This is a genomic window from Acinetobacter sp. TAC-1 (genome assembly GCF_029025845.1).
Taxonomy (GTDB): domain Bacteria; phylum Pseudomonadota; class Gammaproteobacteria; order Pseudomonadales; family Moraxellaceae; genus Acinetobacter; species Acinetobacter guillouiae.
On record NZ_CP118892.1, the window covers coordinates 545,410 to 561,957 of the forward strand.

Genomic DNA, 16,548 nt, shown 5'->3' on the forward strand with positions numbered 1-16,548 from the left:
TACTTTTAATTTAATTATTGACTGGGGCAACACTAATAGGTGTATTTTGCCCATTTTGTGGAACAACATTCGGCTGTTGTGTATTCGGTGGGTTAACCACTGGTGCTGGGGTTACCGGTTGAGTACCTTGTGGTTGCCCATTTTGTGGCTGATTTTGTGGTGTATGCGGCTGAGCTGTTGGTGCTGAGTTGGTGGGTGTTGAATCTCCATGATAGCCATAAGTATTCACCTTGCTTTGGCTACGCGCATTCTTCGGCGGTGGTGTGGTGGTGTAATGGGTAGAGCCTTTGCTGTCTACCCATTTATAATACTGTTTTGCATGACTGGCGCTGACCCCAACCACAGAGAATAAGGCAAAAATTGTCGATACAAAAGCCGTGTGTGCAAAGCGTTGACGTTGTTTCATTTTATAAAACCTTTGAGTCATTTTTTATTCAGATGAAAACGAAAAATCATTCTGCTATCTAATATACATCGGATTGTTTTCGCTTGATCTGGGTGTTTTAGAAATCGTATTTATTTTATACAGAAAAATAAAATTTTAAATAATTCTTTTGCAATTTTATTGGCTTATAAGTCTTTGAAAATTTTATTTATAAGACAACCAAAAAAAAGGAATAGTTTTAAAAATAAACGCTTGGTAAATAAACAATAAAAAGCCTGATAGAAACCTTGACTTTGTTCGCTAAAACTACAAAAATGCTTGCTTTAGTTTCAGATGTTTTTTTCGATCACCCTTCGAGTAAAAATATCAAAGCAAGCAATAACATTTTCTCTAAGCCGAGAAAATGACTCTACCGAAGCATGTTTATCCCAACATATTTCAGTGATTCATACAGCTCAAACAGCTGCGTGACGATTTATTTTTTTATTGCTGCAAAAACTAGTAAATATGTGTGCTATAACAGAGCGCACAATCAATGAATGAAACACGGCCTGTGTCTCCCATAGCGCTGTGGAATAAAGATTAGGGTGAATACGTTGGAACTTTTATCTGGTGGTGAAATGCTCGTTCGTGCATTGGCGGACGAAGGCGTTGAACATGTTTTTGGATATCCAGGCGGCGCAGTATTACATATTTATGATGCGCTATTTAAACAAGATAAAATCAATCATTACCTCGTACGTCATGAGCAAGCTGCTGGTCATATGGCAGATGCTTACTCACGTGTGACGGGTAAAACAGGTGTAGTGCTGGTCACTTCTGGACCTGGCGCAACCAACACTGTAACACCAATCGCTACAGCCTATATGGACTCAATCCCAATGGTGATTTTGTCTGGACAGGTTGCCAGCCATCTTATTGGTGAAGATGCATTCCAAGAAACAGATATGGTCGGTATTTCTCGTCCGATCGTAAAACATAGTTTCCAAGTGCGTCATGCAAGTGAAATTCCTGCCGTTATTAAAAAAGCATTTTATATTGCTGCTTCAGGTCGTCCGGGTCCTGTTGTGGTTGATATTCCGAAGGATGTCACCAATCCTGTCGACAAATTTGCTTATGAATATCCTGAAAAAGTGAAGATGCGCTCTTATCAGCCACCTCACCGCGGTCATTCAGGTCAAATTCGTAAAGCCATTGATGAGCTGATTAATGCCAAACGCCCTGTGATTTATACAGGTGGCGGTGTTGTTCAAGGCAATGCTTCTGCATTACTGACTGAATTGGCGCATTTATTGAATTACCCAGTGACCAATACGCTGATGGGTTTGGGTGCGTTCCCAGGCGATGATGAGCAATTCTTGGGTATGTTGGGTATGCATGGTACATACGAAGCCAATATGAGTATGCATAATGCTGATGTTATCTTGGCGATCGGTGCGCGTTTTGATGACCGTGTAACCAATAATCCAGCGAAGTTCTGTACCAATGCGAAAGTGATTCATATTGATATCGACCCAGCGACGATTTCAAAAACCATTATGGCGCATATCCCAATCGTGGGTGCGGTAGAGCCAGTACTTCAAGAGATGTTGGTTCAATTGAAACAAATGAATGTTTCTAAACCAAACCCTGAAGATATCTCGGCATGGTGGTCACAAATCAACGAATGGCGCAAAGTACATGGTTTGCGTTATGCGCCAGGTGAAAATGGTGTGATGAAACCACAACAAGTGGTTGAAGTATTAGACAAAGTAACCAATGGTGAAGCGATCATTACTTCTGACGTTGGTCAGCATCAAATGTTTGGTGCGATGTATTACAAATACAAACGTCCACGTCAATGGATCAACTCAGGTGGCCTAGGCACAATGGGTGTGGGTTTGCCTTATGCCATGGCTGCAAAACTTGCATTCCCAGATCAACAAGTGGTGTGTATCACAGGTGAAGCATCGATTCAGATGTGTATCCAAGAGCTTTCTACATGTAAGCAATATGGCTTAAATGTGAAAATTCTGTGCTTGAACAACCGTGCTTTGGGGATGGTAAAACAATGGCAAGATATGAACTATGAAGGACGTCATTCAAGTTCTTATGTTGAGTCATTACCCGATTTTCCAAAATTGATGGAAGCTTATGGCCATGTAGGTATCCAGATTGACCATGCGGATGAGCTTGAATCTAAGCTTAAAGAAGCAATGGCGATTAACGATAAATGTGTATTCATTAACGTGATGGTTGATCGTACCGAGCATGTATATCCGATGCTTATTGCAGGTCAATCTATGCAAGATATGTGGTTGTCTAAAGGGGAGCGTACTGAATGAGACATATTATTTCTGTACTCGTTGAAAACGAAGCTGGTGCGCTTTCTCGTTTAGTGGGGTTGTTCTCTCAACGTGGTTATAACATTGAAACTTTAAATGTCGCACCAACTGAAGATCCAACCATGTCACGTTTGACATTAACCACTTATGGTGATGACCATAAAATTGAGCAAATCACCAAACAGCTGAATAAGTTGGTCGAAGTGGTTAAAGTGGTTGATTTGTCAGAAGGCGCACACATTGAGCGTGAACTGATGCTGATTAAAGTCAAAGCATTGGGTTCTGCACGTGCTGAAATTAAGCGCACAGCGGATATCTTCCGTGCTCAAGTGGTTGATGTTACACCAACGACTTATACCATTCAGATTGCGGGTACAACTGAAAAAATTGATGGCTTTATTGATGCACTTGCAGAAAACACAATTTTAGAAGTTGTTCGTTCTGGTGTATCTGGTATTGCTCGTGGTGAAAAGGTTCTTTCACTCTAGTTGCACCTCAACCAGTAATTAATTATTTGATTTTTTATTCCCTCATGTATAACCTCTCCTCGCAATGGGAGAGGGACTTAGACTAGAAGATTCAAAACAATAATCTTCAGGATAGGAAGAGGAAACACAGCATTTTAGCGGAGACAGCAATGCAAATTTTTTATGATAAAGACTGCGACTTATCTATCATCCAAGGTAAAAAAGTAGCGATCATTGGTTATGGTTCACAAGGTCATGCTCACGCGCAAAACCTTCAAGATTCAGGTGTAGACGTTACTGTTGGTTTACGTGCTGGTTCTACTTCTTGGAAAAAAGCTGAAAATGCAGGCCTTAAAGTTGCTGAAGTTCCAGCTGCTGTTGCTCAAGCTGATTTAGTGATGATCTTGACACCAGATGAGTTTCAATCACAGCTTTATCGTGACGTGATTGAGCCAAACATCAAAGAAGGTGCGACTTTAGCATTTGCACATGGTTTCGCTGTACTTTATAACCAAGTTGTTCCACGTAAAGATTTAGACGTGATCATGGTTGCACCAAAAGCACCAGGTCATACTGTACGTTCAGAATTCCAACGTGGTTCAGGTGTACCTGATCTTATCGCGATTCATCAAGATGCTTCTGGTAATGCACGTAACGTTGCACTTTCTTACGCTTCAGGTGTAGGTGGTGGTCGTACAGGTATCATCGAAACTTCATTCCGTGAAGAAACTGAAACTGACTTATTTGGTGAGCAAGCAGTACTTTGTGGTGGTGCTGTTGAATTGGTTAAAATGGGTTATGAAACGCTTGTTGAAGCGGGTTATGCACCTGAAATGGCTTATTTCGAATGCTTGCACGAACTTAAATTAATCGTTGATTTAATGTTTGAAGGCGGTATTGCGGACATGAACTATTCAGTATCTAACAATGCTGAATACGGTGAATATGTGACTGGCGTTGAAGTGATCAACGAGCAATCACGTGAAGCGATGCGTAATGCACTTAAACGTATCCAATCAGGTGAATATGCGAAAATGTTCATCCAAGAAGGTGCATTGAACTATCCATCTATGACAGCTCGTCGCCGTCAAAACGCAGCTCACGGTATTGAAGTGACTGGCGGTAAATTACGCGCGATGATGCCTTGGATTCAAGCCAACAAAATCGTAGATAAAGAAAAGAACTAATTTTTAGTTTTTATCAAAGCCCACTCTTTTGAGTGGGTTTTTTTATGTTATATTTTAGCTAAAGTTAATAATAAAACAGAAAATAACATGACATTAAAAACATATTTAGTCAGCATTAGTATGCTTGGCTGTAGTGCTATATATCCCGTATATGCGCAGAATGCGAGCGTAGACGATTCTATGCAAAAATCTAGGCAGAATTATGATCAAGTTCAAAATACCCAAAATAAATTACTCGATGAAAAGATTGCGTACAATGCTTTAGAAAAAGCCAAGCAGTCTTTAAATGCGGGGCATCCACAACAGGCCATCGCAGCATTACAGACTGCAATTCAGTATTTTGAAAAATACCAAAACAATAGCCACGATACTCTCTATGCAGCCAATGGCACTGCTGAAACCTTGCTATACCTGATGCTTGATATAGGAAAGCAAAAAAATATTCGAGTTTTTTCAAGTTGTTGGGCGGACTTATACTTTCAAGCCGCTTATGCATTTATTGAATTGAATGATTTAAAGAATGCTCAAGTAAAGTTAAAAAGTGCTTTAACACTATCACCTTTTAATAGTGTGTATTTAAAAGAGGCAGGCTTTATTCAGCAAGCACAAAACCAGTGGCAAGCCTCATTGGAAAGCTATAAAGCTGCTGAACAGCATCTGTATTTGCTTGAGCCTGAAGAAAAAAGATTGGCAATTCAACAGAGTGTAAGACGCAGTTTAGGGGTGAGTTTGATTGAATTAAATCAACTGGATGAAGCTACTCAATATTTTAATAAAGTTTTAAAGGTTGATCCCTCAGACGCAAAAGCGCGTAATGAATTAAAGTATATTGAGGAGTTGAAGAAAAAAGGTCATGTTGCCAAACAGCCAATTGGTCGCGTCTAAATCGCGCTTTTTAAAATCATCTTTAGGGTAGCAATTTTTAACTAATAAAAATTTATTTTGTGATAAATTACACATTATTGATTCTGGTTAAACGTGGTATTCAAGCATGAAATCTAAACTTCTCATCGCAATGACGACTTTGTCTATTTCATGCTTTAGTTTTGCTGAAACGCAGTCCACTTCGAGCAACACTGCGCTAAAACCGTTGAGTGGCGTACGTGTATCGATGCAACGTATGCTTAAGTCGAGTGAAGGTCGATACTTTATGAACCTTTATGCGGGGATTGCCCATCCGCACGGTGTGTTGACGGATTTAATGGATGGTACAACAACAGATTTTAAAGGGACACAAAAAGCTGATCAGTTGGATTTAAAGTCGATCACTGCTCAATCAGATTCTTCTGCAAATGGTAGTGATCAATTAACTGGTCTATTAAATGCAAATACAGGTGTGTTTAAAGCATCATTGTTAAAGAAACCAAATACAGCTTGGCAGTCGATACAGTTTGAGCCTGCTTTTAAAGTCAGCAATAAACCCGTTTTTATCTTTAAATTTTATGCTCAAGATGATGCCAATAGCCCTTATGGAAAAACCTTAAAACGTGTTGATGTGTTAAATAAAACCAACAATACAGTGGTACAGAGCTTGACAGGTTTTACTGGTTATCCAAACAGTATTGGCTATATGGATATTAATTTTGATGGTTATTATGATGTCATTGTGTCGGACTTGTCACAAGGTCGTACAGTCGATGATAAGCGCTATATTTACTGGATGTACAATCCAAAAACACAACAATTTCAACGTTCTCCGCAACTTGAGAAAATTGTTGGTTTCCCAAGTTTACATAGTGAAAAACAACAAATTGATTTTGGTAATGGACAGCTTTATCAAGTTCAGAATGGTTTGTTAAATCGTATTTCTGATGAAAACTGATAATGGTCAAAAAACTGTCATTAAATAATCATTAAAATGTCAAAAACTTAGCCTAATCTATTCAAAAATGAAGAGATTAGGTATCGTATGAATAAACCGTACGCGAACACCTTGCAATTTAAACAACAAGATTTTCCCGATAACTTCAAATTTTATTTTAATCCAAACAAGAAAAAAATCGATACGAATAAAGACCATCTTATTCGTGACTTATCCCGACCTCGACTAAAAATTGCAATCGTGACTGAAACATGGCCACCAGAAATCAATGGTGTTGCTTTGTCTTTAATGCAACTGTGTAAAGGCTTGCAGAACCAAAGCCATAAAATATTACTAATTCGCCCTGCACAAAAGACCCAATGTCAAGACTTTAGCCCGAATAAAGAGTGCTTGGTGACTGGGCAATCAATTCCTAAATATCCAGACATGAAGTTTGGCTGGCCCCAATTTCTAAAAGTCTCTCAAGCGATTTCGGCATTTTCACCTGATGTGGTACATATCGTGACTGAAGGGCCTTTAGGCTTTACTGCGCTGCATGCGGCAAAGACACGACGAATTCCGGTATCAAGTGGTTTTCATTCACAATTCCAAGAGTTTAGCCGCTTTTTTGATTTAGCGTTCTTGGTCAAACCGATTCAAAGTTATTTGCGATGGTTCCATAACGCAACGCAACTGACTTGTGTGCCAAGCCGTGATACAGAACAGGCATTACGTGAGTTTGGTGTGACCTGTCCATTGGTTGTGGTCGGGCGAGGAATTGATACAGAACGCTTTTCATCACAACGCTACTCCGAACAGTTGAGACAACAGTGGGGTGCAGATGAAGACACCACAGTCTTGATCTATGTTGGGCGTTTGTCTTCTGAAAAAGAAGTCAATGTGGTGATTGATGCCTATTCTGAACTGCGAAAACAAGCACAACGAAAAGTAAAGTTGGTGTTGGTAGGGCACGGTCCAGATCGTGGTCGTTTAGAAAAAATGCCGGGTGCTGAACATGTGATTTTTATGGGCAGTCTAACTGGCACGCAACTTGCTGAAGCCTATGCGAGTGCAAATGTTTTTGTTTTTGCAAGTCAGGTAGAAACCTTTGGGAATGTCGTTATCGAAGCGATGGCGAGTGGTTTACCGATTATTGCTTATGACTATGCCTGCGCTCAACTTCATGGCAGACATGCGCAGAATGGCTGGTTATGTCCAATTGGAGACATCAAGCAATTCACTCAACATGTATTAGATATTCCAGATAACAGCACACTCAAACGTTTCGGGCAACAAGCGATGCATGATGTGCAAAGCATCGGATGGCAACATCCCGTACAACAATTCGAAGAAGCACTATACCAGGTAACGCAGTATGCAAAACGACTGACCTAGTTCATCTCAAATAATGAGAGGAGAGTGGAAAATGAATTTTAAAAATACCAAAATAAAAATGCTCGATCTTGACCTTAGAGGTTGTTTATATCTCAATAATTTATCGCATACCCAAAGTATTGCGACGTTCTTTAAAACTGTGAGCCGTTTGGGAGATGGTCCTTTCTGGTGCGCAATGTTGGTTCTGATTTGGCTACAAAAGAGCTGGAACTATGGTCTGCAACTTCTTTATGTTGTTGTTATGGGACTTTTAGGAACAGGAATTTATAAGTTCTTAAAACATAAAACAGTGCGACCACGACCTTATCAAGTTCATCAAGTCATTATTCTGGGTGAACGACCATTGGATCATTTTAGCTTTCCGTCAGGTCATACATTACATGCGGTCATGGTCACAATTGTGTTTGGCTATATTCAACCGGTTATGTTGTTCATTATGATGCCTTTTACCATTCTTGTGGCGTTATCTCGGATGGTTTTAGGCCTGCATTATCCAAGCGATGTCATTGTTGGCGCACTGATTGGTGCAAGTGTCGCGAGTTTGATTGTGTTAAGCGCACCATATTTAGGAGTGATGTTATGATGGTTTATTTACTGCTGGTCTGTAATTTTATTTTTAAAGAATCTGATGATTTTGATCATCAAGGTTTTAACTTTGAATAATTGCTTGATTCATCCGTTTTGTAAATTAAACGCTTGAATCCGTGGTGAATCTTGTAAATGTCTAGAATGATTTATTTCTGAATGAATTGAGATTTGATACAGTAGCAGAATTAAATTGAGCAAAGGAAGACCTGATATGGGCTTACGTTGGACAGATACAATTGATATCGCGATTGAACTCAGTGAAGCGCATCCAGATGTGGATCCACAATGGGTGCGTTTTACCGATATGCATGCATGGATTTGTGCATTGCCAGAATTTAGTGATGATCCAACCAAATCGACTGAAGGTCTGCTAGAAGCCATTCAAATGGCATGGATTGATGAAGCGAATTAATGGCTTGAGATGTTGCTGAATGATGCTAAACGTCACAGCGCATCGAAAAATCCAAATTTTTTACAGATTAAAAGCAGAAAATTGTTCATTATTCGGTATAATGCGCCCAAATTTTCGTGTCAATTTGACTAAAGGAGCCACTCATGGCTATTGAACGTACTTTATCTATCGTAAAACCAGATGCAGTTGCTAAAAACCACATTGGTGACATCTTTGCTCGTTTCGAAAAAGCTGGTCTTAAAATCGTTGCGACTAAAATGAAACACCTTTCTAAAGCAGAAGCTGAAGGTTTCTATGCTGAGCATAAAGAACGTGGTTTCTTTGGTGACCTTGTTGCATTCATGACTTCTGGTCCAGTTGTAGTATCTGTTCTTGAAGGTGAAAACGCAGTTCTTGCTCACCGTGAAATTCTTGGTGCTACAAACCCTAAAGAAGCTGCTCCTGGTACAATCCGTGCAGATTTCGCTGTAAGCATCGATGAAAATGCTGCGCATGGTTCTGACTCAGTTGCATCTGCTGACCGTGAAGTAAATTACTTCTTCGCTCAAACTGAAGTTTGCCCACGTACTCGTTAATTCGACGTATCTAGGGTCTCTTTTTCTACACGAATAAATCTCCGATTTATGAATTGATAACAGACCCGAAACCAGATAGGTGATATACTACTTGTCTGGTTTTTTTATTTTTGTTGCTTTATTTGGCTAAATATTGGTCAATATGTTTTATTACTACGGCATGATTTAGGTAATCCCCATGAATTCTGAAGTTGTCGCTTCATCGTTAAATCTAGATGAACAGCAGCCTGCATCATCAAAATCTGTACAGGCTGATCGTATTCAGACTGCAAATGTGCAGAAAGTGAATTTACTTGGCATGTCACGTCCGCAATTGGAAAAATTCTTCGAAGAAATCGGCGAGAAAAAATTCCGTGCTGGGCAGGTAATGAAATGGATGCATCAATTTTTTATCACTGATTTTGCTGAAATGACCAATATTTCAGGAAAGTTGCGTGAAAAACTAGAAAGAATTTGTGAAATCAAAGCGCCAGAAGTGGTGCATCGTAACTATTCGAAAGATGGAACTCGTAAGTGGGTATTCCGTGTTGGTGATGGTGCGGGCTCTTTGGTTGAAACGGTATTGATTCCAGCAGAAGATAAAACAGGTTCACGTAAAACACTGTGTATTTCATCACAAGTGGGTTGTGCTTTAGATTGCTCATTCTGTTCAACAGGAAAGCAAGGTTTTCAGCGTGATTTAACCCCCGATGAAATCATTGGACAGTTATGGGTGGCCAACTATTCTTATATGGAAGAAGTACCTGTTGCTGAACGTGAACGCTCAGTGACGAATGTGGTGATGATGGGAATGGGTGAGCCATTACTCAACTATGATGCTGTATTAAGCTCAATGAATATCATGTTAGATGACTTTGCTTATGGCATGTCTAAACGTCGTGTTACATTATCAACCTCAGGTGTTGTACCGAAAATCGACCAATTGGCACAAGATATAGATGTGGCTTTGGCGATTTCTTTACATGCGCCAAATGATGAATTACGTAATGAATTGGTGCCGATTAATAAAAAATATCCATTAGCACAATTGATTGCTGCATGTCAGCGTTATATTGCCAAAGATGGTAATGAAAGCTCTCGTAAACATGTCACTATTGAATATGTGATGTTGGAAGGGGTGAATGATCATCCTGAACATGCACAACAAATGATTAAGTTACTGAAAAACTTACCAAGTAAAATTAATTTAATTCCATTTAATCCATTTCCGCATGCGCCGTATGGCCGTTCAAGTCGAAATCGTATTATTTCTTTCCAAAAAACTTTGTCTGATGCAGGTTTTGTGTGTACGATTCGTCAGACACGTGGTGATGATATTGATGCAGCATGTGGGCAGTTGGTCGGGCAAGTGGCAGATCGTACCCGTCGTGCAGAGCAGTGGAAAAAGAAAGTTGCTGAACGTGGTGAGATTATTCGTTCATAAGCTTAAAGATTTGTAGACATACATTTATATCAACAAATAATCAGGGGCTGACTTTGAGAAAATCGATGTATCAAAAAGCAGTTGTAATATTGGCAATTGGTTTATCTGCATTGGTCGTACAGGGTTGTCAAACGACAAATTCAGACACAATAATAAAAAAAGATCCTGAAAAAGCCGTTAAAGTACGTACTCAGCTTGCTGCTGAATATATTCGTACAGGTGATTTAGATGCTGCAAAACGCGCACTAGACCAAGCTTTAGAAACTGATTCACGTGATTCTGCGGCAAATATGATGATGGGTGTCTTACTGCAACAAGAAGGCAGTAAGATCAGTATGGAAAAAGCAGACGGCTATTTTAAGCGTGCAATTTCCAGTGACTCAAAAAATGCACAAGCTCGTAATAATTATGGAACATATTTATTTGTTACTGAGCGCTATAATGACGCGATTGAACAATTGAGTATAGCTGGTGCTGCGCTTGGCTATGATCAGCGTTACAAGGCTTTAGAAAATTTAGGTCGGGTTTACTTAAAAGTGGGTGATGTGGCAAATGCTGAAAAAGCATTCAAACAAGCTTTACAAGTCAATCGCGATTCGATTATTTCTCTGGTAGAGTTATCAGAAATTTTCTATTTGCAACAAAAAAGTGCGCAAGCAAGTCAACTCTATGAGCAATATGTTCGTTTAGTAGGTCAGGACAAACAGGGTGCGAGAGCGCTTTGGATTGGTTTACGTATTGCACGTGCCAATAATGATCAGATGGGAATGCAAGTGTTGGTCAACCAACTGCGTGCATTGTTCCCGGACAGTAAAGAATATCAACGTTATCTGCAATTACAGTACAGTACTGAGGCCGTATGGAAGTAAATCCTAATTCACAGCAACCTACAGGTTCAAACGTAGCATCTAATGGCTTAGGAAATGTTCAACGTCCAGGTGAGTACTTGCGTCAAATTCGAGTATCCAAAAACCTAGACATTCAAGATGTTGCAAACGAACTAAAAATGCCTGTAAAAACCTTACAAGCATTGGAACAAGATGAATATAAGTCTTTGCCAGAAGCAACCTTTATTAAAGGTTATTATCGTTCATATGCCAAGTTTCTAGGTGTTGATGCAACGGTAATCATTCAACGCTTTGATGAAATTTATCAAAATGATACTGGGCTTTTGCCAAACCATGCATTGAACAACTCTCCAATCAAGATTATGGGGAAATTGCCTGGATCAAACAGTGATCGTAATAAAAAATGGTTAAAGCGAATTTTAATTGCCATTGTTGCGCTTGCGGTGATTTGGGCTGTGATTGCTGGAATTCAAAAAATGACATCGGGTAAAAGCGCTGATGTCGATGCCAAACCACAAGCCTCAGAAGTAGAAGTGTTGAATTTAAACAATGCAACTGCGACTTCAGGTGATCAAATGGTATTGAATTTCAGTCATCCAACTTCTGTACATATTGTAGATAGTACAGGAAAAGTTCTGGCGACTGGTCGCCAGTCGGCTGCTTTAACCGTTAATGGCCAATCACCATTCCAAATTCGTCTCGATGATGCAACTGCTGTGTCATTAAGCCTTAATAATGAACAGATTTCATTGTCTCCATATACAGTGAACGGAAAAGCAGAATTCCGTTTGTCACGTTAATGGGCAAGAGTAGATAAGATCATGATTGAGAATCCAATCAAGCGCCGTCCTACACGTAAAATACGTGTAGGTTCAGTGTATGTCGGTGGTGATGCACCGATCAGTATTCAAAGTATGACCAATACTGAAACCTGTGATGTCGATGCAACAGTTGCGCAGATTCAACGCTGTGCAGATGTTGGTGCGGACATTATGCGGGTATCGGTACCGACTATGGAAGCTGCTGAAGCTTTTGGTGAAATTCGTAAACGTGTCACGGTACCATTGGTTGCAGATATTCATTTCGATTATAAAATCGCATTGAAAGTTGCAGACATGGGTGCAGACTGTTTGCGGATCAACCCTGGGAATATTGGTTCTGAAGCCAAGATTCGTGAAGTGGTTGCTGCTGCACGTCATCACGATATTTCTATGCGTATTGGTGTCAATGCTGGATCTTTAGAAAAAGATATCCAAAAGAAATATGGTGAGCCGACAGGTCAGGCATTACTTGAATCTGCAATGCGTCATATCGACATATTGGATCGTTTAAACTTCCATGAGTTTAAAATTTCAGTAAAAGCATCAAATGTATTTTTAACAATGGATGCTTATCGTTTATTATCTGCACAAATTGATAATCCATTACATTTAGGTGTAACAGAAGCAGGGATTTATCGTACGGGTTCAGTGAAATCTGCGATTGCTTTAGGTGGTTTGCTGTTGGATGGTATTGGTGACACCATGCGTATTTCATTGGCGGCTGAGCCTGAAGAAGAAGTAAAAATTGGTTTTGATATTTTAAAATCCCTGAGCCTTCGTTCAAATGGGATTAACTTTATTGCTTGTCCAAGCTGTTCACGTCAGGAATTTAACGTGATCAAAGTGATGCAGGCTTTAGAGGAGCGTTTAGAAGATATTCGTACACCAATGGATGTGTCTGTCATTGGTTGTAAAGTCAACGGTCCGGGTGAAGCAAAAGAAGCTGATATTGGTATAGTCGGTGCAAGTCCGCGCTCACTCGTGTATCGTAATGGCGAAAAGAGTCACTTAATAGATACAAATCAGTTGGTTGATGAAATCGAAAGCATGGTTCGTCAACGTGTTCAAGAGCTTGAAAAAGCTAAAGCTAAAGAGATTATTCGTAGTTCATCATGAGTTCAATTGTCGCAATTAAAGGTTTTAATGACTTTCTCCCATCGCAAACACCTGCGTGGAGACGTCTTGAGCAGCATTTAGCATCACTTATGGATGCATACGGTTATCAGCAAATCCGTTTGCCGGTGGTTGAACATACCAATCTGTTTAAGCGTTCAATTGGTGATGCAACTGATATCGTTGAAAAAGAAATGTACACTTTCTTCGATAAGGGTAATCCACCTGAATCTTTAACTTTGCGTCCAGAAGGCACAGCGGGTTGTGTACGTGCAATGTTGGAACATAACTTACTCCGTGGTGCAAATCCACGTGTTTGGTATGTTGGCCCAATGTTCCGCTATGAAAAACCACAAAAAGGTCGTTATCGCCAGTTTCACCAATTTGGTGTAGAAACTTTTGGTGTAGCGACACCTGATCAAGATGCTGAACTGATTCTCATGACTGCGCGTTTATGGAAACGCATGGGTGTTGCAGATAAAGTTCAACTTGAACTAAATACCTTGGGCGAGTCTGATGAACGTGCAGAGTATCGTGCTGCATTGGTTGAATTTCTTACAGCGCATCACGCTGATTTGGATGAAGATTCGCAACGTCGTTTAACCACCAATCCATTGCGAATTTTAGATTCGAAAGATGCACGAACTCAGCAAATTCTTGAAAATGCCCCTAAGTTGCATGATTTCTTAAAAGAAGACAGTTTGAATCATTTTGCTCAATTGCAACAGTATTTAACTGATGCAGGTATTGAGTTTGTCATCAATCAAAAACTAGTCCGTGGTTTAGACTATTACAACAAAACTGTTTTTGAATGGACAACGACACATTTAGGTTCTCAAGGAACGGTGTGTGCGGGTGGTCGTTATGATGGTTTGGTTGGACAGCTGAAAGGTAAGCCTGATCAATCTGTACCAGCAGTTGGTTTTGCCATGGGTATGGAACGTTTATTATTGCTTCTTGAACAAGTTGAAGACAATACACCTGTGCGTGAATGTGAGTTATTCTTGTTGTCAGATCCTGCAACACAAGGTCAGGCTTTGGTATTGGCTGAACAAATTCGTGATCAACTTGAAGCTGTAAATAGTACAATTCGTTTGAAAACAGGTTCACAGGGTTCAATGAAGAGTCAAATGAAGAAGGCAGACCAATCGGGTGCCATCTATGCTTTGATCTTTGGTGAGCGTGAGGCTGTAGCGCAGCAAGTTTTAGTCAAAGAACTTGCGACAGCAGAACAATATGAAATTAAGGCCACTGAAATTGTGCCTTTTTTCATTGAAAAATTTTCGTCAAAATAAGCCGATAATCATAAGGAAAAGGGGAGTCAAATGAGTGCAATGACTGATGATGAGCAACTGGATAGTGTGAAGTCATTTTTTAAGAAATATGGCTCGGCTATGGTGACAGGTGTCCTCATTGCATTGATTGCCTTTTTCGGTTGGGAATATTGGCAAAAGAAAACTTTGGCTGAAAATCAAAATGAAACAGCCAAAGTTCAGCAATTGATGGATGAGGCGCGAGCAGCCAATGGTGATGCTAAAGTCACTGCTGCCTTAGTCGCGTCAGCAGATAAAATTGTCAAAGACAATCCAGATTCTGTTCATGCAATTCAAGCTCAAATTGTCATGGCAAAAGTTGCCTATGATAAAAATGACTATGCATTGGCTGAGCGTGAACTGAAAAAAGTTGAAAATTCTAAAATTAAAGACGCTGGTTTGTTACAAGTTGTAAAAATCAAACTTGCTGATGCACAATTGGCGCAAAAGAAGTTTGATGAAGCCTTGAAAACCTTGTCAGCTGTGAATGATCCTGCTTTTCAGGCAAGTGCTGATGAGTTAAAAGGTGATATTTATGTGGCAAAAAATGACACTGAAAATGCAAAAAAATCGTATCAAGCAGCATGGAATGCGGTCGTTGAGCGTAAACAAGAACGTCAAATTTTACAAATTAAACTCGAAAGTGTTGGCGTATTAGTAGAAGATCCTGATCTTGAACGCCCAATCTTAGCAACACAAGTGGATGAGTCTTAATGGATAGAAATTTTAAAATACCTTTTGCTTTAGCAATCTTATCAATCGCTTTAATCGGCTGTTCAAGTAATAAGACGAAAGAAGTGAAGATTAAGCCTAATCCACTGCCTAAAGTTGCACAAGCTTCGAGCTTGGTTCAAGTATTTTCGACCAGTGTTTCTTCGACCAGCAGTGAAGATGCATTACGTTTACGTTTAGATACAGACAATGGTGTTGTGTTTGCTTTAGATCCAAAAGGCGAAGTGGCTGCCTATAAAGGCAAACAGCGCTTATGGAATGCTAAAGTTACTAAAGACGGCTTAAGTTCTGGTGTTGAAGCAGCAGATGGTGTGGTGATTGTTGGTAATCAAAAAGGCCATGTTTTTGCATTAGACCAAGCAACGGGTGCGACCAAATGGTCTGCGCAATTGTCGGGTGCAATTATCAGTTCTGCTTTGATTCAATCTGGTCGTGTGATTGTGGTTGCAAATGACGGTACGGTTTATGCCCTAGATGTTGCGACAGGTCAGCAAGCGTGGACTTATAAATTACCAAGCGCTTCATTTAGCTTAAGAGGTCAAGCCACTCCAGTTAGTTTAGATCCACGTACCGTGCTTATCGGCACTTCTACTGGCTATATTTTTGCAATAGATAGCCTTGCAGGTGTACCGCGTTTACAACGTCGTGTTGCGGTATCTGAAGGTCGTTCTGATATTCAGCGTTTGATTGATGTGGACAGTGAGCCTGTTGTTTCAGGACAATATGTGGTTACGACGAGTTTCCAAGGTCAAGTCACTGTTCTAGATTTGGCTTCACAACGTGTTTTGTGGAGTGAAAATTCAAGCAGTATCAACCGTCCAGAAGTGACCGATGGTAAAGTCATCGTATCGCAAACCGATGGTCAAATTATTGCGTATGACTTGATTACAGGTCAGCAGCTTTGGAAAAATGAGCAACTGCTCAATCGTAACTTAAGCAATCCTGTATTGCTCGGTTCAAATCTTGTTGTGGGTGATTTAGATGGTTATTTACATCAAATTGATCCAAATACAGGAACAACGTTAGGTCGTGCTAAAACCAGTGGTGAAGTACGTACGTTGAGAGTGATTGATAATCAAGTTTATGTTTCGACACGCAAAGGTGCAATGAGTATCTGGCAAAGTCGTTAACAGTTAATCAACAGACACGATTAGGATTCTCTAT

At 40.0% G+C, this 16,548-nt stretch carries 17 protein-coding genes; 16 read left to right on the top strand and 1 reads right to left on the bottom strand.

Features of this window, described 5'->3' with window-relative positions:
• Positions 1-10: 10 nt before the first annotated feature.
• Positions 11-406: a DUF4124 domain-containing protein gene (locus tag PYV58_RS02565; protein WP_004816974.1), complete on the bottom strand. Its 396-nt coding sequence runs from the start codon at positions 404-406 to the stop codon at positions 11-13.
• A 575-nt stretch (positions 407-981) separates the two neighbouring features.
• Here PYV58_RS02565 and PYV58_RS02570 point away from each other — a divergent pair.
• The 16 genes from PYV58_RS02570 (at position 982) to bamB (ending at position 16,514) form a co-directional block, all read left to right on the top strand.
• Complete coding sequence (locus PYV58_RS02570; protein ID WP_034612315.1) at positions 982-2,709, top strand: acetolactate synthase 3 large subunit; 1,728 nt, start codon at positions 982-984, stop codon at positions 2,707-2,709.
• On the top strand, positions 2,706-3,197 hold the full coding sequence (gene ilvN / locus PYV58_RS02575; RefSeq protein WP_004725868.1) for an acetolactate synthase small subunit: 492 nt from the start codon (positions 2,706-2,708) through the stop codon (positions 3,195-3,197). The genes PYV58_RS02570 and ilvN overlap by 4 nt, the downstream gene beginning before the upstream one ends.
• 149 nt (positions 3,198-3,346) lie before the next feature.
• Positions 3,347-4,363 carry a ketol-acid reductoisomerase gene (gene ilvC / locus PYV58_RS02580; protein ID WP_004725869.1) on the top strand — a complete coding sequence of 339 codons (1,017 nt, stop codon included), beginning with the start codon at positions 3,347-3,349 and terminating at the stop codon, positions 4,361-4,363.
• 87 nt (positions 4,364-4,450) lie between these two features.
• Positions 4,451-5,248, top strand: a complete 798-nt coding sequence (locus tag PYV58_RS02585; protein ID WP_034612319.1) for a hypothetical protein — start codon at positions 4,451-4,453, stop codon at positions 5,246-5,248.
• A 106-nt stretch (positions 5,249-5,354) separates the two neighbouring features.
• Positions 5,355-6,185, top strand: coding sequence for a hypothetical protein (locus PYV58_RS02590; RefSeq protein ID WP_034612323.1), 831 nt, complete (start codon positions 5,355-5,357; stop codon positions 6,183-6,185).
• Positions 6,186-6,272: 87 nt separating this feature from the next.
• A complete protein-coding gene (locus PYV58_RS02595) occupies positions 6,273-7,559 on the top strand; it encodes a glycosyltransferase family 1 protein (protein ID WP_275059700.1) in 1,287 nt (428 codons plus the stop codon).
• A gap of 31 nt (positions 7,560-7,590) precedes the next feature.
• Positions 7,591-8,142: a phosphatase PAP2 family protein gene (locus tag PYV58_RS02600; protein ID WP_034612334.1), complete on the top strand. Its 552-nt coding sequence runs from the start codon at positions 7,591-7,593 to the stop codon at positions 8,140-8,142.
• Between the two features lie 216 nt (positions 8,143-8,358).
• A complete protein-coding gene (gene iscX, locus PYV58_RS02605) occupies positions 8,359-8,559 on the top strand; it encodes a Fe-S cluster assembly protein IscX (RefSeq protein WP_004725877.1) in 201 nt (66 codons plus the stop codon).
• A gap of 143 nt (positions 8,560-8,702) precedes the next feature.
• The gene (ndk, locus tag PYV58_RS02610) at positions 8,703-9,134 is read left to right on the top strand and encodes a nucleoside-diphosphate kinase (protein WP_004725878.1); all 432 of its coding nucleotides are present in this window, start codon (positions 8,703-8,705) and stop codon (positions 9,132-9,134) included.
• Positions 9,135-9,312: 178 nt separating this feature from the next.
• The gene (gene rlmN, locus PYV58_RS02615; protein WP_004725880.1) at positions 9,313-10,557 is read left to right on the top strand and encodes a 23S rRNA (adenine(2503)-C(2))-methyltransferase RlmN; all 1,245 of its coding nucleotides are present in this window, start codon (positions 9,313-9,315) and stop codon (positions 10,555-10,557) included.
• Positions 10,558-10,622: 65 nt separating this feature from the next.
• The gene (gene pilW, locus PYV58_RS02620) at positions 10,623-11,426 is read left to right on the top strand and encodes a type IV pilus biogenesis/stability protein PilW (RefSeq protein WP_004725881.1); all 804 of its coding nucleotides are present in this window, start codon (positions 10,623-10,625) and stop codon (positions 11,424-11,426) included.
• Entirely contained in the window at positions 11,417-12,205 is a 789-nt protein-coding gene (locus tag PYV58_RS02625) for a helix-turn-helix domain-containing protein (protein WP_004816988.1), read from the top strand. Before pilW ends, PYV58_RS02625 begins: the two co-directional genes overlap by 10 nt.
• Before the next feature lie 21 nt (positions 12,206-12,226).
• A complete protein-coding gene (ispG, locus tag PYV58_RS02630) occupies positions 12,227-13,342 on the top strand; it encodes a flavodoxin-dependent (E)-4-hydroxy-3-methylbut-2-enyl-diphosphate synthase (protein WP_004725885.1) in 1,116 nt (371 codons plus the stop codon).
• Positions 13,339-14,634, top strand: coding sequence for a histidine--tRNA ligase (gene hisS / locus PYV58_RS02635; protein ID WP_034612341.1), 1,296 nt, complete (start codon positions 13,339-13,341; stop codon positions 14,632-14,634). The genes ispG and hisS overlap by 4 nt, the downstream gene beginning before the upstream one ends.
• A 30-nt stretch (positions 14,635-14,664) precedes the next feature.
• The gene (locus tag PYV58_RS02640; RefSeq protein ID WP_004816992.1) at positions 14,665-15,366 is read left to right on the top strand and encodes a tetratricopeptide repeat protein; all 702 of its coding nucleotides are present in this window, start codon (positions 14,665-14,667) and stop codon (positions 15,364-15,366) included.
• Positions 15,366-16,514: an outer membrane protein assembly factor BamB gene (gene bamB, locus PYV58_RS02645; RefSeq protein WP_004725891.1), complete on the top strand. Its 1,149-nt coding sequence runs from the start codon at positions 15,366-15,368 to the stop codon at positions 16,512-16,514. The genes PYV58_RS02640 and bamB overlap by 1 nt, the downstream gene beginning before the upstream one ends.
• Positions 16,515-16,548: the final 34 nt, after the last annotated feature.